General features: G+C 47.2%; 18 protein-coding genes and 2 pseudogenes. 13 read left to right on the top strand and 7 right to left on the bottom strand.

Annotated features, from left to right (window positions below; genetic code table 11):
- Nucleotides 1-55 precede the first annotated feature (55 nt).
- The gene (locus ACOSVP_RS13405) at nt 56-646 is read left to right on the top strand and encodes a LysE family translocator (protein WP_487347993.1); all 591 of its coding nucleotides are present in this window, start codon (nt 56-58) and stop codon (nt 644-646) included.
- Here the strand turns inward: ACOSVP_RS13405 and ACOSVP_RS13400 are convergent.
- Nucleotides 643-1,461 carry an AraC family transcriptional regulator gene (locus ACOSVP_RS13400; protein WP_487347992.1) on the bottom strand — a complete coding sequence of 273 codons (819 nt, stop codon included), beginning with the start codon at nt 1,459-1,461 and terminating at the stop codon, nt 643-645. The genes ACOSVP_RS13405 and ACOSVP_RS13400 overlap by 4 nt on opposite strands.
- A gap of 19 nt (nt 1,462-1,480) precedes the next feature.
- Nucleotides 1,481-2,089 (bottom strand): LysE/ArgO family amino acid transporter, encoded by a 609-nt coding sequence (locus ACOSVP_RS13395; RefSeq protein WP_487347991.1) that lies wholly within the window; start codon nt 2,087-2,089, stop codon nt 1,481-1,483.
- A gap of 109 nt (nt 2,090-2,198) precedes the next feature.
- On the opposite strand from ACOSVP_RS13395, the gene ACOSVP_RS13390 reads away from it, so the two are divergent.
- The 5 genes from ACOSVP_RS13390 (at nt 2,199) to ACOSVP_RS13370 (ending at nt 8,520) form a co-directional block, all read left to right on the top strand.
- Complete coding sequence (locus ACOSVP_RS13390; RefSeq protein ID WP_487347990.1) at nt 2,199-3,098, top strand: LysR family transcriptional regulator ArgP; 900 nt, start codon at nt 2,199-2,201, stop codon at nt 3,096-3,098.
- Nucleotides 3,099-3,166: 68 nt separating this feature from the next.
- A complete protein-coding gene (gene dmeF / locus ACOSVP_RS13385; RefSeq protein WP_487347989.1) occupies nt 3,167-4,108 on the top strand; it encodes a CDF family Co(II)/Ni(II) efflux transporter DmeF in 942 nt (313 codons plus the stop codon).
- 10 nt (nt 4,109-4,118) lie between these two features.
- Nucleotides 4,119-4,535, top strand: coding sequence for a MarR family winged helix-turn-helix transcriptional regulator (locus ACOSVP_RS13380; RefSeq protein ID WP_487347988.1), 417 nt, complete (start codon nt 4,119-4,121; stop codon nt 4,533-4,535).
- 134 nt (nt 4,536-4,669) lie between these two features.
- Nucleotides 4,670-7,066: a PAS domain-containing protein gene (locus ACOSVP_RS13375; protein ID WP_487347987.1), complete on the top strand. Its 2,397-nt coding sequence runs from the start codon at nt 4,670-4,672 to the stop codon at nt 7,064-7,066.
- 146 nt (nt 7,067-7,212) lie between these two features.
- On the top strand, nt 7,213-8,520 hold the full coding sequence (locus ACOSVP_RS13370) for a radical SAM protein (protein WP_487347986.1): 1,308 nt from the start codon (nt 7,213-7,215) through the stop codon (nt 8,518-8,520).
- A gap of 54 nt (nt 8,521-8,574) precedes the next feature.
- Here ACOSVP_RS13370 and ACOSVP_RS13365 read toward each other — a convergent pair whose 3' ends face one another.
- Together ACOSVP_RS13365 and ACOSVP_RS13360 are read right to left on the bottom strand one after the other, a co-directional pair.
- Nucleotides 8,575-9,684 carry an alpha/beta hydrolase gene (locus ACOSVP_RS13365; RefSeq protein ID WP_487347985.1) on the bottom strand — a complete coding sequence of 370 codons (1,110 nt, stop codon included), beginning with the start codon at nt 9,682-9,684 and terminating at the stop codon, nt 8,575-8,577.
- Nucleotides 9,685-10,000: 316 nt separating this feature from the next.
- Nucleotides 10,001-10,477, bottom strand: coding sequence for a YehS family protein (locus ACOSVP_RS13360; protein WP_487347984.1), 477 nt, complete (start codon nt 10,475-10,477; stop codon nt 10,001-10,003).
- Between the two features lie 197 nt (nt 10,478-10,674).
- On the opposite strand from ACOSVP_RS13360, the gene ACOSVP_RS13355 reads away from it, so the two are divergent.
- Nucleotides 10,675-11,340, top strand: a complete 666-nt coding sequence (locus ACOSVP_RS13355) for a metal-dependent hydrolase (protein WP_487347983.1) — start codon at nt 10,675-10,677, stop codon at nt 11,338-11,340.
- Between the two features lie 8 nt (nt 11,341-11,348).
- On the opposite strand, the gene ACOSVP_RS13350 is transcribed toward ACOSVP_RS13355, so the two are convergent.
- Nucleotides 11,349-12,620, bottom strand: a complete 1,272-nt coding sequence (locus tag ACOSVP_RS13350) for an HD-GYP domain-containing protein (protein ID WP_487347982.1) — start codon at nt 12,618-12,620, stop codon at nt 11,349-11,351.
- Between the two features lie 189 nt (nt 12,621-12,809).
- Here ACOSVP_RS13350 and ACOSVP_RS13345 point away from each other — a divergent pair, with 189 nt between their 5' ends.
- Complete coding sequence (locus tag ACOSVP_RS13345; protein WP_487347981.1) at nt 12,810-13,118, top strand: 4a-hydroxytetrahydrobiopterin dehydratase; 309 nt, start codon at nt 12,810-12,812, stop codon at nt 13,116-13,118.
- Nucleotides 13,119-13,170: 52 nt separating this feature from the next.
- Here the strand turns inward: ACOSVP_RS13345 and ACOSVP_RS13340 are convergent, their stop codons facing one another.
- Nucleotides 13,171-13,536 carry a DUF4870 family protein gene (locus tag ACOSVP_RS13340; protein WP_487347980.1) on the bottom strand — a complete coding sequence of 122 codons (366 nt, stop codon included), beginning with the start codon at nt 13,534-13,536 and terminating at the stop codon, nt 13,171-13,173.
- A 216-nt stretch (nt 13,537-13,752) separates the two neighbouring features.
- On the opposite strand from ACOSVP_RS13340, the gene ACOSVP_RS13335 reads away from it, so the two are divergent.
- From ACOSVP_RS13335 to ACOSVP_RS13315, 5 genes and pseudogenes are all read left to right on the top strand, one after another.
- Nucleotides 13,753-15,036: a sensor domain-containing diguanylate cyclase gene (locus tag ACOSVP_RS13335; protein WP_487347979.1), complete on the top strand. Its 1,284-nt coding sequence runs from the start codon at nt 13,753-13,755 to the stop codon at nt 15,034-15,036.
- A 34-nt stretch (nt 15,037-15,070) separates the two neighbouring features.
- Nucleotides 15,071-15,832, top strand: coding sequence for a substrate-binding periplasmic protein (locus tag ACOSVP_RS13330; RefSeq protein WP_487348085.1), 762 nt, complete (start codon nt 15,071-15,073; stop codon nt 15,830-15,832).
- 68 nt (nt 15,833-15,900) lie between these two features.
- Nucleotides 15,901-16,713 carry an arylamine N-acetyltransferase family protein gene (locus ACOSVP_RS13325; protein WP_487347978.1) on the top strand — a complete coding sequence of 271 codons (813 nt, stop codon included), beginning with the start codon at nt 15,901-15,903 and terminating at the stop codon, nt 16,711-16,713.
- 270 nt (nt 16,714-16,983) lie between these two features.
- A pseudogene (locus ACOSVP_RS13320) lies at nt 16,984-17,958 on the top strand (transposase).
- A gap of 206 nt (nt 17,959-18,164) precedes the next feature.
- Nucleotides 18,165-18,635: pseudogene (locus ACOSVP_RS13315) on the top strand (arylamine N-acetyltransferase family protein); the annotation flags it as partial.
- 77 nt (nt 18,636-18,712) lie between these two features.
- On the opposite strand, the gene ACOSVP_RS13310 reads toward ACOSVP_RS13315, so the two are convergent.
- The gene (locus ACOSVP_RS13310; RefSeq protein ID WP_487347977.1) at nt 18,713-19,318 is read right to left on the bottom strand and encodes a transposase; all 606 of its coding nucleotides are present in this window, start codon (nt 19,316-19,318) and stop codon (nt 18,713-18,715) included.
- Nucleotides 19,319-20,237: the final 919 nt, after the last annotated feature.

The raw sequence follows: 20,237 nt of genomic DNA, 5'->3' as shown, positions 1-20,237 counted from the left end.
CTCTGGCCACGGCCTGTTTCATGCTCTCTACATTGTTAAATGTAAGGAGCATAACATGGTTATTTCGACTCTAATTTCAATGAGCTTATTTGCCTTGGCGGCGTCTCTGTCGCCAGGTCCTGTCAACCTAGTCGGCGTCAGCAGTGGCGCGCGCTATGGCGTTTGTGTCGGACTGAAATTTGTCACTGGTGCCACCCTTGGTTTTATCGCCCTGTTTCTACTGATTGGTTTTGGCTTGCAGCAGCTGATTGTCGCTGTGCCAGAATTACTGTGGTTCTTGAAATGGGCCGGAATCGCCTTCCTGCTGTTTATCAGTTATCAACTTTGGCGCGACAGTGGCGAACTGTCCGCCGAGCAGCAACAAAGTCAGCCCTCGGCTTGGCTGGGGGCCTTGATGCAATGGCTTAATCCGAAAGCTTGGTTAGCCTCGATTTCTGGCATTGCAGCCTATACAGCGCCGACGGATGCTCAGGGCATTTGGGTGTTTGCGGGGCTGTATCTAGTGATTTGCTGGCTGTCTTTAATGGTGTGGGTGTTGCTTGGGGCATGGATGGGGGAATGGCTCAACACGCCCAAACGTATTCGACTGCTCAATCGAACCCTAGCGTTAGGCTTGCTGGGCAGCTGCCTCGTGATCGCGTCTTAAAACGCAATATATTGCTTGGGCGTGGCCGCTACGCGTTCCTTAAACACGCGATGGAAGTGGGCCTGATCACTAAAGCCAAATTGTCCCGCCACCTCGACAATCGACACACCATTCTTCAATGCGATTTGTCCGAGCTGAACTCGTCGATTTAAACGAAACGCATGGGGTGTCATCCGATAGTAGCGTTTAAATTGACGTGTTAAGTAACCACTACTGAGGCCAAACTTATGAGCAATCTCCTCAATGGCCTCTTCTTGGTGGGCATTTTCAATCAAGTAATAGGCAATGCGTGACAGCAGGCTTGGCGTCTCAGGTATTTCAGGATACTTGTTACTTAGCCATGGTTGAAACAGTTCGCACAGGACGCTGGTGAGCGTGGCCTCTTTCTGGGTATTTGGGGCATTCGACATTAGCAAGCCACATAGCGCTTTCAGATCAGCAAAGGCGTCTTCTGCTGAGATGACATCCTGTCTTGTGGCTTGCCAGTGAGCCGTGTCCTGTAGACCGGCTTGATAAAGCATTTGTCCAAGCCAGTCACAGTCCACATGTAGCATATAGTATGACCAAGGCGAGTCGGGTGTGGGATTACAGGCATGAACCTCATGGGCGTTCATGACCACCAAGTCTCCTTGCTGAACCTGATGTAAGCGATCGCCGCATAAAAACGAACTTTGCCCCGCTAGGATTGCGCCGATCGACCACTGTTCATGGGAATGCGGTGTGTAGCGCACGCGATGGCCATCTTCGATATAACGCAGTTCCACAAACGGCAGTTCAGCGCTACGCCAAAAGATCGGATGAGCAGGGTCTGACATATCGGTAGGTCTTCCTCGATTAACTGAGTGCTAGCGTCACGCTTAAGGTCAGCATAAACACCGCAATGATGGCGTCCAATATACGCCAAGCCAGTGGGCGATTAAACACTGGACGCAGTAGGCGTGCGCCAAAGCCTAATGAACAAAACCACACCACGCTAGCACCGCAAGCGCCAATGGCAAAGGCAATTTGTCCCATGCCAGGGTAGTGGGTCGATAGGCTGCCCAGCAGCACCATGGTGTCTAAATAGACATGGGGGTTTAAAAAGGTAAATGCTAAGCAGGTCAGCACCACCTTGGTTAGGGATGCTTGATTGCCATTTTGTGTGGCGTGCAAGGCACCGGAACCAGACCAAGCGCGTTGCGCGGCCAGCAAGCCATAATAGGCTAGAAACGCCGCGCCGCCCCATTGTAGGTACACCATCAAAGCAGGCCATTGCTCGATCAGAAAGCCAATGCCCGCCACGCCTAAAGAAATCAGCAAAATATCGCTAAGCGCGGTGATGGTGACGATCACGCCAATATGCTGGCGCAGCAGACCTTGTCGTAGCACAAACGCATTTTGTGAGCCGATCGCGATGATCAGACCTGCGCCTGTGGTAAAGCCGGATAAAAGTGCCGTCAACATGGCGTATTCCCTAAGATTAAGTGACTGGCCGCTAGTGTGATGGCGATTAGGTGCTTAGTAAATTTAATAAATATTGCTATGGTTAAGTATTTCTAATCTGGAGGGCGTGATGAGTTTAGTGCATCCGCAGTTGGCCGCTTTTGCCGCGGTGATTGAAGAGGCCAGTTTTGATGGTGCGGCCCAGCGTTTGTGTGTTACACCATCGGCGATTTCTCAGCGGGTGAAAGCCTTGGAAGACCGTCTGGGCCAAGTGCTGATTGTGCGTCAGCCGCCTTGTCGGCCAACAGAAGCGGGGCAAGCTTTATTGCGTAAAGTATTGCCCATGCTGACGTTAGAGGCCGAAGCCTTGGCGGATTTTCAGCTCGACCAACCTGAGCAAATGGCTCAGCGTCGCCTGAAAATTGCGGTCAACGATGATTCCTTAGAAACCTGGCTCTTGCCCGCGTTGGCGCAGCTGAGCCAGCAATTTGGCTATTTGTTTGATGTGGTGGTGGATGATCAAGACCATTCCTTGAGTCTACTGCGCGATGGCAGTGTGCTCGGTGCAGTAACCTCTGATAGCAAAGCCATTCAAGGTTGTGATATTCACGCCCTTGGTATCATGCGCTATCACGCCATTGCCTCAGCGGAATTTAAAGCGCGCTATTTCGCGCAAGGGCTCACCACCGAGTCATTGAACTCTGCACCTATGCTGGTGTTTAACCGTAAGGATGAACTGCAGAATCGCTTTATTCAAATGGCGGTCGGGCAGACGTTGCAGCCACCCACTCATTATATTCCCACCTCAAAAGGCTTTGTCGAAGCCGCAGCATTGCACCTCGGCTGGTGTATGGTGCCAGAGTGCATGATCCAGCAAGACCTCGCGCGCGAGCGCATTGTCTTACTCGCCCCTGAGATGAGTGTGGATGTGCCGCTGTACTGGCAACATGCTTCGATTCGCTCCACCACGTTGGCAAATCTAACCCGTGTATTTACCAAGCAAGCACAACAAATTTTAGCCCTGAGCTAGTGGGTACTTTACTTTGATAATCAAACAATCTATTTTGAAATAATATTTGATAATCAAAGTAGTTGCTTATGACCATTCCCGCTTGTACCAAAGTCGATCAGTTTTCCTACTTCGACGCTGAAAATGAAAGACGCACCCTCTATGTGTTGCTGTTGACCTTCGTCACCATGGTGTTGGAGATCGGCGCCGGCACCATTTTTGGCTCTATGGCCTTGTTGGCCGATGGCTGGCATATGGGGACGCATGCGGCGGCATTTTGTATTACCTTATTTGTCTATCGCTACGCCCGTAAACACAAGCACAGCGGTCAGTTCTCCTACGGCACGGGCAAAGTGGGCGTATTAGGTGGCTACACCAGTGCCATTTTGTTGGGATTGGTGGCGCTGGGTATGTTACTAGAATCCTTTCATCGTCTGGTGAGCCCAGTGGCCATTGAGTTTAATGCCGCCATTGCGGTGGCGGTGATTGGTTTGCTGGTGAACCTACTGAGTATGCTATTACTTGGGCATCACGATCACGGTCATCAACACGGTCATGACCATTCGCATTCTCACGATCATGCACACGACCATAGCCATCATCAGCACGAGCATCATGATCACAATCTAAGTGCCGCTTATCTGCATGTACTGACGGATGCGCTGACCTCGGTGTTAGCAATTGTCGCCTTGTTAGTCGGCAAGTATGTTGGTTGGACTTGGCTTGATCCTCTTATGGGCGTGGTGGGGAGTTTAATTATTGCCAAATGGGCATGGGGCTTAATGCAGCAAACGTCGCCGATTTTGTTAGATAAAGCCATAGATCAAGAGTACAAACAGCAGATTGCAGTCGCACTGGATGAGGCCGATGTGACCTTGCAAGATCTGCACATTTGGAAAGTCAGTGCCGATCATTTCTGTGCCACCTTGACCCTTAAAGACGAGCAAATGCGTGAGCCGGCTTTCTTTAAGCAACTCTTGGTGGAGTTTGATAAACTCGACCACCTCGTTATTGAAGTGAATCCAGTATAGGTCTGTCTTTATGTCTTGCTACGCATCGCTAAACAAAGTGTTGATTGAGTTCTACGACAAAATGGCGTCGTGGGAAGCCTCAGTGGTGCGTGAGTCGGATTATTCCTTAGCGCAGATTCATACCCTAGAAGCCTTGGGTAATTATGGTCCCATGAATATGAAGTCCTTAGCCAATCAGCTGGGGATTACGACAGGGACATTGACCGTACAAGTGGATAAATTGGTCAAGCTCGGTCTATTGCAACGTTTCTACAGCGAAGATGATCGTCGTTCCATTACCGTGGCGTTGACCGATGCCGGGCAAGCCATTCACCAACATCATAACGCCTTACACCTTTCCCTAACGGAAGAACTCACCAAAGAGCTCAGCGAAGATGAACGTCAACTGCTGGCGACGCTTCTGGGGAAAATGAACCAAGAGTTTTAATTCAAATTCAGATTGCCCAATGTGTAGGTCTGCTGTCTCACTTCGAGCGGTTACATAATGCAGTGGACTTTTTAGGGGGATTTGCTAGCTTCAGTGGTAAACCTCTTCTAATCAAGCGATGGGCTTAAATCTTAATGAGTGATGTGACGACACAGCACAATGGATTTGAAACGGTTTTCAGGGATTCGAAAGATGGTTTAGCTATTTTCAAAGATGGCTATTTTGTAGATTGTAACCAATCCATGGTTGAACTGGTCGGCGGTCGCTCGAAAGCCGACTTCCTTGGCCTAACCCCGTTTGATTTCTCCCCCGAATTCCAGCCTGACGGACAGTCCTCCGTTGAAAAGGGCATGAGGCTTATTAAACAATGCTATAACGAAGGCAGTATGCGCTTTGAATGGGTGCATAAGAAATTCAATGATGAACTGTTCTGGTGTGAAGTCATCATCACCAAAATGATCCTCAATGATGAAGTGGTCATTCATGCCAATTGGCGCGATATCTCTGAGACAAAACAACTGCAGCTAGAGTTAGCCGAGCAAAAAGAAATCTTTGAAACCCTGTTTGACGAGTCATTGGACAGTCTCAGCGTCTTCGATGGCAAGCAATACATCGACTGCAACAAAGCCTTTGTCAGGATGTTTGGTTTTGCTTCAAAAGAAGAGGTTATTGGCATTCATCCCGCTTCGCTTTCCCCTGAATATCAACCGGATGGTCGTACTTCGAAAGAAGCCGCGCAAGCCGTTATCCAAGCGGTATTGCAGCAAGACCTAAAGCAGCGTTTTGAATGGGTGCATAAGAAAATCGACGGCACCGAGTTCTGGACCGAAGTGATCTTAAGCAAGGTAACTCTCAACGGTGTCGATGCCATCTATGCGGTGATTCGCGATATTTCCGAAAAGAAAGATCTTGAGTTCAAACTGGCACAGCAAAAGCAGACTTTTGAGACTTTATTCACCGAATCTAAAGATGGTCTAACCATTTACGATGGTCATAAATATTTAGATTGTAATAATGCCTTTGCCAATATGATGGGGTTTGACTCCAAAGAACATATTGTTGGCCTAGGGCCATTGGATATTTCGCCGGAATTTCAAGCCGATGGACGCACCTCGGTGATCAACTCCGTCGAGCTCAATCGAGAGATTATCCAAAACGGTAAAGCGCGTTTTGAATGGCTGCATCGAAAGGTCGATGGCACGCCAGTCTGGACCGAAATTATTGTCACCACGATTGTTCTGAATGGCGAGCAGGTGTTCTTTTCCACTACCCGTGATATCACCGAGAAAAAAGCTCTAGAGCTTAAAATCGCCGAACAAAAGCTCACCTTTGAGACCTTGTTTAATGAGTCCCAAGATGGCCTGACCTTCTTTGATGGTGAGAAATACATCGACTGCAACAAAGCCTTTATGAGGCTGATGGGCTTTACCAGCAAAGACCAAGTCATTGGCTTAAACCCATTGCTGTTGTCACCACAATATCAGCCGGATGGAACAAGCTCTAAATCGCTGTACCTTTACTGTCGTGACGAGGTGTTCGGAAAAGGCAGTGCTCGCTGCGAGTGGTTGCATAAAAAAGTCGATGGCACCGAATTCTGGACCGAAGTAATCATAGGTTTGTTGTCGCTAAATGGCCGAGAAGTCGTCTACTCCATTACTCGCGACATCCATGAGAAGAAAGCATTAGAGCTACAGATCGTTCAGCAAAACGAAGAGCTTAATCAATCCAACGAGGCTCTTGAGCGTACTGTTGAACATTTGCAACAAGCTCAAGATAAGTTGGTTGAATCGGAAAAAATGGCCAGTTTAGGCTCTTTAGTGGCAGGCGTTGCCCATGAAATTAATACCCCCATTGGCGTTGGGGTAATGGGCATTACCCAGCTGATGGACGAGAGTAAAGTCATTCGTAAGCGCTATAAAAGTGGCGAGATTACCGAGGGTGATTTTGAAGACTTCTTAAATAGCACGGATGAGTTGTCTGAAATTGTGCGCAAAAACCTCGATAGAACCGCGCATCTGGTGCGCGGCTTCAAACAAATTGCCGTGGATCAGACCAGCGAAGAAGAGCGTGAGATTAATCTAAATGACTACGTCAAAGAGGTGCTTTTCAGTCTGGGTTCGGTGACACGTAAGGCCAATGTCAGTGTTGCTCTAGACTGCCCCGTAGATATCAAGGTCATCGCTAATCCAGGGTTAATTTCTCAGGTACTGACCAATCTGATTGTTAACTCCATCAACCATGGTTTTAGCGAGCGGCCGTCTGGCTGCATCGATATCGAGATTCGCGAAATCAGCGCCATGGCTTTTACGCTCCACTATAAAGACAATGGTAAAGGCATCAGCGCGGCCAACTTGCCGAAGATCTTCGATCCCTTCTTCACCACCAACCGCAGCAGCGGAGGCACCGGCCTTGGCTTAAATGTGACTTACAACATCATCACCAACGCCCTAGGTGGTTCTATTGAATGTCACAGTGTGGAGGGTGAAGGAGTCGAGTTTGTGATCAGTTTTAAGGTTAAACAGCGGCTTTGAATTTATGCGCGGTAGCGTCCGCTCATATGCGTAAAAATGGATATTCACATTAATGCCATATTAGAAAATTGCTCTGCTTCGTCCATCTATCATATAACCCTTGCCACATCATACTTCTATAAAAGTAATTAATATCGAGGTGGCAAGTGGATTGCAGAATACTTAGAGAAATCAGCCTGAAGTCCGATGGCCACATACATTGCGACGACAGTAATGGCTACACGGTCCATCTTGGTCAGGTGGGTGAATTTGATAATTGGAATGTGAGGCAGGTACTTGAAGGCCCCATATACCAGCACATTCGTACTTCTTTCTTTAACGGTACACCGCCTTGGGGAGATACCTGCCGAGGTTGCGATTTATTCAATATTGGCAGCACGCCAGAAGACACACTTTCCAAGTCAATCAAAATCAGAATTGAGCCAACATTAGATTGTGACTTGGCTTGCGCCTACTGTAAGCGTAAACGTGAAGCGAGAATCCGAGAGGGAGACTGGCACCTGTCTCTAAAGCGTTTTAATCAATTGCTCAGCAGCTGCCAGAAAAATCAAATTGATGTGAGTTATCTTTCTTATCTTGGTTGGGGCGAACCTTTAAACCACCCAGAGTTTGGCCAGCTAGTACTGTTAGGGAAACAATACTATCCCGAGATGTTTCAAGAAGTGACTACTGTGGCGCAGCAAGACTTCCAGTCGACATTAGGGAATATTCCTATCGACTTAATCACTATTTCCTGTGATGGTGTGACACAAGAGCCTTATGAGCGCTACCGACGCCACGGGGTGATTGAGAATGTGTTTAAGTTTATGGAAGACTCCAAGCAACATAAATCTGAGCACACGAAAATCATTTGGAAATACATCGTTTTTAATCATAACGATACGGACGAAGAGTTGTTGAAAGCCCAACAGCTTGCTGATCTTTATGATATTGATGAACTGCATTTTGTGCTGACCAATACGGATAATGGCTCGAAGCGCTTTTTTGCCCATAATCTGCATGAGTTTCCATTGCAGTCTAGTAAAGCCCGCGTCATCAATGCGGCAGCGTTGCAAAAAATTAAGTACGACCTGAGTGATAAAATTAAGCGCAGAAGTTTGAATAAAAAATCTTTGCGAGGCTGGATTGATAAACTTTTTATCACCAATGGTAATCAATTGATTTGTGAAGGTTGGCTGTTTGATAAAAAAGCTGGGCTTTCAGGTCTGGAAATTCGCATTAATGATGGGCGTTTTTATAAGGCTATTTCGATCAAGGAGGAGAGGGTGGATGTCTCTGAGCATTTTGACAATAAGTTCTCCAAGGAGTGCGGATTTGTCGCTCAGTTGCCTATATCAGAAGAAGAGCAGCATGCGTTCTCGGTTGAGCTCTTGGCAACAGTGGGAGATAAACAGATTCGCTATGAAATACCCCGTATGACGTTAGAGAAGAGAATTCCTATTTCGATGGTGTAAAAAAAAGCCCCTATCTTTCGGTAGGGGCTTTGTGTTTTAGGCTTTGAAAACCGTTTAGGCTAGGTGTGATTCAAAGAAGTTAGTCATCTTATCGAATGGGATCACATCCACCTGATCGTATAGGTCTGTGTGAGTCGCGCCAGGGATGATCATTAGCTCTTTTGGCTCGGCTGCCGCTTCGTAAGCTGTTTCACTGAAGTAGCGAGAGTGTGCCACTTCACCGTGAATCAGCAATACTGGACGCGGTGCAATCTCTGCGATGTAGGTCAGAATTGGCAGATTCATAAACGATAACGGTGTCGTTAGAGTCCAGGCGGCATTAGAGTTGATCGCACGTGGGTGGAAACCACGTTCTTTCTTCTTGTAGTAGTCGGCGTATTCGACCACGAACTGTGGTTCGCCGCCTTGTAGCTCAAGGGATACTGGACCGTATGCTGGTTTGCCGCTTTCTACGTCAGCCCAACGTTGTTGGCTTAGTTGCGTTAGGGTTTGTGTACGCTGTTCTTTGGTTACGCTGTCGTTGTAGCCTTTTGACATCACGCGAGTCATATCGTACATGGTGCTGGCAACGACCGCTTTGACGCGCTTATCGACTGCCACGGCACTCAATGCCATGCCACCAAAACCACAAATACCGATTACACCGATGCGCTCACGATCCACGTGCTCTTGCATACCGATGCAGTCTACTGCCGCACTAAAGTCTTCCGTGTTGATGTCTGGAGACGCCACGTTACGTGGTGCACCGCCACTTTCACCAGTGAATGAAGGGTCAAATGCCAAGGTCACAAAACCGCGTTCAGCCATGGTTTGTGCGTACAGACCAGACGATTGCTCTTTCACCGCACCAAATGGACCACTCACTACGATGGCAGCAAGCTTGCCGCTAGCATTCTTCGGCACGTATAAATCGCCTACTAGTGGAATGCCGTAACGGTTTTGGAAAGTCACTTTCTTATGGTTGACCTTGTCGCTTTTCGGGAAGGTTTTATCCCAGTTGCTTTCCAGCGTTAGCTCAGTCGTGTGAGCAAAGGCTTGGCCAGATGCCATCGCGGCAACGCTCACGGCAGCGATGCCAGCACCGGTCATTTTTAATAGATCACGACGGCCAGAGTTTTCTAGGGCCTGTTCAGTTGAAAGATTAGTTGGCTTGTCTTGGTTCATGTGGACCTCCCTTGATGTGCCTCGCGGCGACATGACAATTTGCACTAAAGATAATGTGGCAATCAGTGCCACTGAATGAGGGAAGTTTTGCAGGCCGACTGTTTTTTATGTAGTGCAATCGTCCAAAGTTATTGCCTAATACTACAGAATTGGTTTTTTGCTAAGGATCGGCTTGAGCGGCCGCTTAGAGGGAAACCTTAATGAAAAGTTCCAACTTTTGATGAATTTGATGCAGAAAATCTTATTTTAAAAATCGTGAGTCATGCCTATAAGTCTACAAAGCTCGTAAACTTATAGACCAATAGAAACGTTAAGATTAAGCGCTTTTGTTCTTCGCCGAACGCATATGCAATTGCAGGCCAAGTAGAAAGTAACGCAGGATCTGATCTTTACACTTGCGGTATTGGCGGTTATCCGGCTTGCGGAAAAAGGCACTCAGCTCGTGTGGACTGATATTAAATTCCGCCAAGCGCATCACTTCGAGCATATCTTCCGCTTTAAAGGCCATGGCAATGCGCAACTTCTGCAAAATGATATTGTTGTTCAAACGTGCCTCAGGCACTGGTTGCTCACCGTCGCGGGCGCCACGTTTTAGGATGATTAAGCCATTTAAGAAGGACGCCAGTTCGACGTCTTCTAATGGCATATAGCCTTCCGCATCGTCTTTCTTTAACCAAGCTGTCACTTGTTCAGGCGTTACCGTTAGCTGTGCTAGGGCGAAAATCTCCACCATGGCGCTGTCTTTAAAATCGAAGGTGTAGCGCACGCGGCGCAAAATATCATTATTGGTCAAAGTCGGTTCCAGAGTCGGATGGGTGAGATCGCGTAAGGATAACATTAATTGCGTAAATGATCTTAAAGGGATCTCGTTTCCCGCTTTACCTCATCTAGGTTTGCTGTAGTATGCGCCCACTCACTTTCCAGCATTAGTTAATCATGCTGCTTCAACGTTTAAATCGAATTTTTCTCTTCACTACAGGACCTTGCCTTATGGCAGATTTTAAAACCCACGTGACCGTGGCGGCCGTGATCAGCGCACCCTTGGCCGTCAGCGCTTTTATCTTTGGTTTGGCAGATATCAACGACACCATCTTGTATATTCTTGCTGGCACGCTAGGGGGGATGTTGCCCGATATAGATGCCGATGAATCCATTGCCATTCGCATCGTTTTTCGGCTGTTTGCCGCCTTATTTGCGGGACTGAGTTTAGTGGTTTGGCTGGATAAAATGATTTACTGGCATCTGCTGGCGCTCGCCATTACCAGCTACTTTGTGATTCGTTTTCCGGTGCAATGGCTGTTTGAAAAGCTCACCGTGCATCGCGGCACATTGCACAGTCTCTTGGCGAATATTCTGTTTACCGCGGTAGCGGTGCCCCTTGCTTACCATGTGTTTGCCCTCGATGCGCAAACCGCGTGGGGCATCGGTGGCTTTATCTTTCTTGGCGCGACTATCCATTTGATTTTGGACGAGATTTACAGCATCGAACTGTCGGGGATGCGTGTCAAACGCTCATTCGGAACAGCCATGAAACTCACCGATTGGGGCGAGCCATTGGCTTCGATTCTCTTTGTGATCGCCTGTGGCGTGGGCTACTGGCTTAGTCCAAGTCCAGCGGTGTGGTTGGACTCATTATCGTTGTTGGCTGCGGGCTAGAGGACCCGCTACTCAAACAAACGCATAAATTTCTGATTGCCGTTTGGGTCGGAGCCGTTAGCGATCTCGTAGCATGGCTCGGCCAACTGCGTTGCCAGACCCACAATGTCTCGGTCCAGTTTTCCGCTCTCCGCCATATCGCTCAACATGGATAATACGGTGCTCAGATCGACCCCTTCACGATAGGGGCGATTTTGCACCAAGGCTTGGAAAATATCCGCCACAGCAATAATGCGCGCTTCGACAGTAAGCTCGCGAGCGGTGGGATGGAATGGGTAGCCTTTGCCATTGATACCTTCATGGTGAAAGGCGGCCCAACGGGCAATCTCTTCTAAACCTGGAATATGGCGCAGAATCTCATAGGTTTCATAGCTGTGCTGATTCATGATCGCACGCTCTGAAGGATCGAGCGGGCCCGGCTTATCGAGAATCTTATCCGGCGTATGCAGCTTACCTAGGTCATGTAGTAAACCTGCGATTTCCACCTTGTCACATTGCGCCTCAGACAAGCCATAAGACTGCGCCAGAAAGCGCGCCACATCGGCCACACGCACTGAGTGTTGCGCGGTGAAAGGGCTCTTTTGATCGACCACGTAAGAGAGGATCAAAGACAGGTGTTTGATTTGCGGTAAGGTCAGGCGCTGGCTACTGGGAACATGCCCCATCTCCCATGTGTAGCGGGTGATATGACGATCTTCCAGTGCAATCCAAAAGGCTTCCGAGCGTTGCACTTCCTTAAAGGCTTCGATAAAGGCGGGATTAAAATAACTGCCCGAACGAGCGCAAGTATTGTCAACGATTTGATCTTTGACCAGCAAAATGTCTTTGCCGTAGTGGGCGGCGGCTTGCACATCGATACGATCGGCGAGGAAAATGAGATTGGTCATACGTGCATCGTACGCCGAAATATCCAGCTCATTCAGCTCTGCCCAAGAGGTATGATGGTGGCGGATCGGGTTGGCAAACTTGGCTAACGGAGCAAAGTCCTTGAGCAAGCGATAGCCAATCTCGCAGTGGATATTGGCGCCATCCCAATTGAACTGATTGACCAAATTATTGTGCATTGACTCGGTCGACACACCGCAGTCATGCAGCAAGCCAAACTCGAAGGCAAAGCGAATATCTGTTTCACTAAAGCCCAATTCATAGCCTAACTGACTGGCAATAAAACCCACTCGTTTGCCATGGTTGGTGTCGTCCATGCCGACCAGAGATACCGCGGTTTCAATCACGATAATCATCTGTCGAAGGTCTACATCCAGTCCTTTATCCATCATCATCCCGCCGTCTAACCTCATACGAATTGGTTTAGATTAGTCTAATTTATGAAAGCATGCACTGACTTCTATTAAGGGCGAGTTAAGTATGGCTAGCGCATGGCGCGAAAAAGGCTCGAGTAGGCGAGTGACGCAAACATGAAGTAAGTTTATTCTAACGAATTGACGATATTGAACGGATAGGGAGCCATCATGGCCAATCAAAAATTAACGGCAGAAGCGATTCAAACGGCGCTGGTTGAACTTAACATGGCGGCTTCCCAAGACTGGGTGATTGAAGACGGCAAACTCACGAAAACGTTTAAGTTTAAAAACTTCCAACAAGCGTTTGGCTTTATGACCATGTGTGCGCTCTACGCCGAGCGAAAGGATCATCACCCAGAGTGGTCGAATGTCTACAACCGAGTAGATGTGCAGCTAGTGACCCATGATGTGGCGGGGTTGTCGGTGAAAGATTTTGATCTGGCGAAGAAAATGGATGAGTTTGCGGGCTTGATTTAAATTGGGGTCAGATGAACATAGTCGCATCTGACCACAATAAAACCTAGTTTACTTAGCGGCTGTAAGACTTATTAGAAGTAATACGAGCCAAGCCTTTCACAATCTTGAAAATCGACCAGATGAAAGTACCTAGCAGGATAAAGTAGCCCACTACCACAAACGCTAGCACGAAGCCGACGATCGAGAGACCCAAGCCCCACCAGAAGGTTTGAATGATGTTCTTGTAGTGATCTTCAAACATGGAACCACGCGCATCTCCGATTTTGACCATGGCCCATATCGCACCAATAATCCAGAAAATACCCGTGAATAAGCCAACTAGCATCAGCACATAAGCAATTAAGGCTTGGTTTTTAGCGCTCTCATCCAGTGCGGTTAGGCCTGCAGGCGGAAAAGAGTTAGGTTGAACGTCTGACATATAATCTCCTTTAATGTCTTAAGGACGGGTGGTTGCTTCATTGATAATTGAAGCAGGGTGAAATCCTTTATCTTTGCGCGGGAGATTACAGCGAAATGTACAGGTGTAGCAAGATTAAAATGTGAGCAGAGGAAAATAGTGCTGATGAAATTTTCATCTGACTTCGGTAGTTGAGGTAAACTTAACGCTAACGTGTATTGGAAAGGGTCGTTGTTAATGTTTGTCAGCTTTCTGCGTCGCCCAAACAATCTCTCCCAAAAAATGATGCGTGTGATTTTCTCGATCTATTTGGTCGTTACTTTTGTTATCACAGGCGTTCAGTTTTTGAGTGAATACTTGAAAACGCAGGATGCGATTATCAGTGAGTTACAGCAGCTGGAAGCTACCGTACAGAGCCCGATTTCAACCAGCTTGTGGCAGTACAATCAGGATCAATTGCAAGCGCTGGTCTCTGGGCTTATGCAAATGCCTATTATCGAAGGGGTGGATATCCGCGATCAGGATGGCCAAAGCATTCTGTCGAAGCGATTCTATGAGCCTACTGCGGCCCCCATGTCCATTTTTGAATCGGCCTCTGAGTTAAGTTGGAGCTTAAATGACAAGCATATTCCGCTGGGTTCCTTGATTCTTTATTCCTCTTCCGATGTGGTGTTAGAGCGTGTTTGGTTCGGCTTCCTCTTGATCGCCGCCACCGCCATCGTCAAGTTAACGGTGCTATTTTGGCTGTTTATCTGGGCCTTTGATCGCTTTTTAGCGGCACCTCTAAAAGAGTTGATGATGCAAGTGGATGAGGTGCAAATCAGTCAAAATGTCGGTCAGCGTATTAGCCTATCCAACGTAGAAAACAACGAACTGAGTCAACTTCAGGAGCATATGAATACTATGCTGGGTGCGATGGCGAGCGATCGTCAGCGGCTCTTAGAAGATGAACAAGCTAAGCGAGATTGGTTAGAAGAAGCGGTCGCAAAACGCACTGAAGACCTGCAAACCCTCAACGACAAACTGCAATATCTTGCTACCAGAGACTCTTTGACAGGAGCCTTAAATCGCGGCAGTTTCTTTGAGGCCGCACAGCAGAGGCTCGATCTTGCTCAACGTGAAAAGTCGACCGCGTCATTTATCTTGGTAGATTTGGATTTCTTTAAACTCATTAATGATACCTATGGGCATTTCATTGGTGACAAAGTACTGCGCCACTTTACGCAAACGCTGCAAGACTTGTTAAGAAAATCCGATCTGTTTGGTCGCGTCGGTGGTGAAGAATTTGCCATATTTCTACCCGATACCAGCCCAGATGATGCTTTTAAGTTGGCTGAAAAAATTCGCCAAGTGATTCGTGAATCCGTATTGGAAATTGATGGTAAAACAGTGACTTACACCGTCAGTTTAGGGGTGGGGTCATCCCAATCTGAAGATCAAAATATTGATGAATTGTTTAAACGTGCGGATCTGAAGCTCTACGGAGCAAAAGACAACGGGAGAGACCGTGTTGAAAAATAATAGACGCAGAATAGTCCCTTTCCTTTTATGTGCAGTGGGGTTGGGTGCATCGGCTATCAGTCAGGCACAGACACTTAAAGTGTGCTACGACCAATGGCCACCGATGACTATCTTTCCAACGTCCGATGCCCCAGAGCGTGGTGTCGTGATCGACATGGTGGAACACATCTATTCGGCAAAAGGCTATAGTCTTGAATACTACGAAGTACCACTCGCCAGGGGACTGGATATGGTGGCAGAAGGTCAGTGCGACATGCTGCCAGAATTCCTATATTCAAAGCAGGCGGAAACCGGTTTTGTGTACGCAGATGAACCGACCTTTGCCTACGACAGCGCGTTTGTGGTGAGAAAAGACGATGCTTGGCGCTATGATGGCATTCCATCGCTACAGAATCGACGTGTTGCAACCGGTCCCGGTTGGGACTACAGCTCCATGAGTGCTGGCTATCAGAACTTTATTGATGATCCGAAAAATGCCAACTTCGTTGAAGTTATCTCCGGCGATGATGACGTGATTGATCGCATTTTTCATATGATTAAAAGCGATCGTGTCGACTTATATGCCGATAACGAACTGGTGCTGCAGTACATCTTGAACCAATTAGACCTGCACGACTCACTGAAAATCGTTCATCCGGGGTTAGAAAAACCACTGGTTGAAATGCCTATATTCTCAAAACAGATACCCGCTGAGCAAAGACAAGCCTTGATCGACATCTGGAACCAAGGCCGCCGCGCGATAAAGGGCGAGACAGAGCAAGCGCTGCTGGATAAGTATCAAATTGGGGTCAGATGAAAGTAGAGCAATGGATAAGAACCCCCGCATTTCGGTTACCCACAGGACTTACTAAGGTTGTATAGAACATGATCCACCTGCAAGACTACTTCGCCCGTATCCATTACCAAGGGTCAGTGACACCTGAGCTTTCAACCTTAAAAGCCATTCACGCGCTGCATCCGGCGCATATCCCGTTTGAGAATATTGATGTTTTGCTTGAGCGTGGCATCAGTTTGGATCTAAACAACATCCAACAAAAACTTATCGGCAACGGTCGCGGTGGTTACTGTTTTGAGCACAATGCTCTATTTATGCAGGTGTTGAAACAGCTAGGATTTGAAGTCGAATCGTTAATGGCGCGCAACGTTTGGCGACAGCCTGCTGATATGCCATTTGGCCCAAGAACCCATCAGGTGCTAAGAGTTCGCATCGAAGGTGAATGGTGGCTCGCGGATGTGGGCTTTGGTGGTCTCGTTCTGACCGATCCATTGCGTCTGGCAACCAGTGAAGCGCAGCAGGGGCAACACGAAGCGTTTCGCATTTTGACACACGATCACGGCTGGATGTTGCAGGTGAACGTACAGGAACAATGGGAAGACCTATACGATATTGCCAGCCAACCTCAGGAACCGATCGAGATGGAAGTCGCCAACTGGTTTACCTCGGCCAGCCCCAACTCCAAATTCCGCCACAACCTAATGATGGCAAGGGCAACACCGGACACTCGTTACGCACTGTTGAACAACCGCCTAACGGTTCGCCCACGCAACGGTACACCAGAGCAACGAGAACTAAACCCTGAGCAGTTAGCTGTTGCTTTAGAGGAGTGCTTTGCACTTAAGGTCGAAAGCGACTGGACGCCGCTGCTGGAAAGGATTGTTGAAAAAGCTAATTCGTAAAACGAATAAGTTTACGACGGCATCTAACTGAGCAACATATTTCTCATTTCTCTAGCTTAAGGTAATTTTTGAGAAATATATTGCTCAAAATAATAGTTTTATTTTTCTATGAGCTTCAGAAAACTTTTACAAGGCTAAGATTTTTCTTACAAACGGCTATTTCTCTCAGAAAATAGTTACGAAGCGAAACTCACCTGTTTGATAACTGTACAAATAATCAGTATCTGTCTATAGTTTTTGCGTTGTCACTTACGGATTGAGGAGCAACGTATGCCTAAGGCAAGAAGCCAACAGATCAGCTTATCAGATACGCCTTATTATCATTGTGTTTCCCGCTGTGTCCGCCGAGCATTTTTATGTGGTGAAGACAGTGGGACTGGTCAATGTTACGAGCATCGCCGTAGTTGGGTTGAGATGCGTCTACTTCACTTAAGCAGGCTATTTGCCATCAAAGTATGTGCTTATGCCGTTATGAGTAACCATACCCATGTCGTGCTATGTGTTGATGCGGACGCTGCCAAGAGCTGGTCGACAGAGGAGGTATTAAGCCGTTGGCATCAGCTTCATAAGGGTACCATGATCACTCAGCAATATATGATGAACGGCAATGTCCCTGAGTATCTACAGCCTTTGTTAGACGAAACGGTTGAAACCTATCGGCAGCGCTTAATGGATATAAGCTGGTTCATGAAAGAGCTAAATGAAAACATTGCACGCCAAGCAAATCTGGAAGACAAATGCACTGGCAGATTCTGGGAAGGGCGCTTTAAGTCCTAAGCTCTGCTCGACGAAGCGGCGCTGATTGCATGCATGGCTTATGTTGACCTCAATCCAGTAAGAGCCAAGATAGACCACACACCAGAAACCTCAGCCTATACCAGTATCAAAAAACGCATCAATGCTGCCAAACGCAATCAGCAACCCAAAACGCTTTACCCCTTTGTTGGTAATCCAAGAGAAAACCAACCAAAAGGACTTCCTTTCAAACTTGAAGATTATCTTGAGCTGGTCGATCTAACAGGCCGAACTGTACGGCAAGGTAAACGCGGCAGTATCGACTTGTCTTTGGCGCCCATTCTGCAACGACTCAACATCCCTTCAGAAAACTGGCTTACCATCGCGATTGAATTTGAGAAACATACCCATGCAGCAGTTGGCACAGAGCTGATCTTATCTAACTACTACCAGAATGCTGGCTACAAACGCCGACCGAAAATAGGCAAAACGAAACAGTTACTCACCTAGTAAGCTCCCACTCTCTTTTCATTCTGTATTGCCTCATTTGGCAAGAATTCGGCATGTCTAAGAAATGCTAAATTCCTACAAATTCTATGATATTGATGGTTAAGTAGCAGAAAAAAGCCAGTTTTAGATGAAACTGGCTTGGTTGCTATAACTGAGTTGTAAGTCATTTTTTAAGGTGGGTGGCCTGTTAAGACCTTCTAAGAGTTCGCGTTGAAGGCGAATGGTGGCTCGCGGATGTGGGCTTTGGTGGTCTCGTTCTGACCGATCCATTGCGTCTGGCAACCGATGAAGCGCAGCAGGGGCAACACGAAGCGTTTCGCATTTTGACACACGATCACGGCTGGATGTTACAGGTGAACGTGCAAGAACAATGGGAAGACCTATACGATATTGCTAGCCAACCTCAGGAACCGATCGAGATGGAAGTCGCCAACTGGTTTACTTCGACCAGCCCCAACTCCAAATTCCGCCACAACCTAATGATGGCACGAGCCACACCGGACACGCGTTACGCACTGTTGAACAACCGCCTAACGGTTCGCCCACGCAACGGAACAGTAGAGCAACGAGAACTAAACCCTGAGCAGTTAGCTGATGCTTTACAGGAATGCTTCGAGCTGAAGGTCGAAAGCGACTGGATGCCGCTGCTAGAAAGGATTGTTGAAAAAGCCAATTAGTGGAAGGGGTCAGATCCCTTGCACGTAAAGGCTAAGTATTAGCCTCAGCCAAATTCGGTGTATAAGGGATCTGACCCCTAAGCCAAGGGCCTACCTGTCTGCCATGCATTACGAATGGTATTGATCTCTTGCGAGTTTTGGTGCTGTTCAAACATGGAAAGATAGCTAAGGCTTCGGGTGGCAATATCTGAGCCAAGAGCATTAAAAACAGGATGGGGTGTAATAAACGACAGAGGCTTGAAACCGCCGTTATGTCGAAAGCTAGACCAGCGATACTGGGCGGCTTGCTCAACCATATTGGCTCTTACGGGATTCAATTCGATATAACGCATCACCGCCAGAAAGTAGCGCTCTGATTGAACTAGATTGCTTTTATAACGGCCTTCCCAGAGAGAACCGCTACGTCCATATTTATGGTTTATAAATGGAACGTAGCGGCGTCCGATATGCTGCATAAACTTTCCTACATTCTCAGTGTTCTGAGCAGTAAGTAGGATATGAATGTGATTAGTCATCAAAACAAACGCATGGATGGCAATGTCATAAGCCCGAGCGGCTTCCTTCATCCAGCTAGCATAGGCTTTATAATCTTCATCCTCAAAGAAAACAGCTTCGCGTGAAGCGCCACGTTGAACGATATGGACGGGTACATTGGGCAACAATGTACGAGGTCTTCTTGGCATCTTTTCCTCCATGAATAGAAACCAAAGTGAATAGGGCCGATTTCGTATAAGGGATCTGACCCCTTGGGCTAAACAGATTCGCTGTATAAGAGACATTAAATATTGGATTTGGATCGAGCTGTCATTGTATTTATGTTTTTCAGGCTAGGGATTACAGGAGTAACGGGTACTCTTTGGTATTTTACACTTTATTTTTATACAGCTGGCTGGTCTATCCATACCTCTTCCGATCCAGCTATCAGGGGTCAGATCCCTTTCACGTAAGGACTGGTGTTAGTCTCAGCCAATCTCGGTGTATAAGGGATCTGACCCCTTAGTACCGTGGTACTAGATGACAAGTGATCACTGACCCATCAAGAATAATCAGTAAACAATTTTTCTTATTTTTGTGTTGCAATTAGGCATTCAAGAACTTTTGGGCATGCTCACGTAAGTGATCACTTCAGGGATCGATTAGGCGTAAAATATTGATTTTTTCAAGCCTTGATTTTCACTGGCATGAGTTCTATTGTTCGGCTTAGTCAATTGATTTGGCTAATAAAAAAGCTCCTATCACTAGGAGTGATAGGAGCTTCTCTTTTGAGAAAGGCTGATAAATTAATCAGAGCACTTACTCGATTTGACGATTGTACTGTAATGCTCTGAATATGATTCTTCAAGCCAATCTCTTATGAAATTTTTTAATTAAGAGGAGGGCATGGCATGAACAGATTACTGTACAAAGCCATCGTCATCTCCGTTTTGACTGCGGTTTTGCCTTCGGGACAAGCTTTGGTTAATTCGGTAGATGTCAGCATTACTATCTATTAAGTACTAAAAAGGAGACCTTCATGTCTCCTTTTCTTTTGCCTGAAATCCTCAAAGGGGTCAGATCCCTTTCACGCAAAGGCTAAGTGTTAGTCTCAACCGAAATCGGTGT

It is taken from the genome of Marinomonas sp. HM11-D (assembly GCF_057626615.1).
Note: the sequence above shows the minus strand (reverse complement) of the source record. Positions and strands in the feature narration are given on the sequence as shown.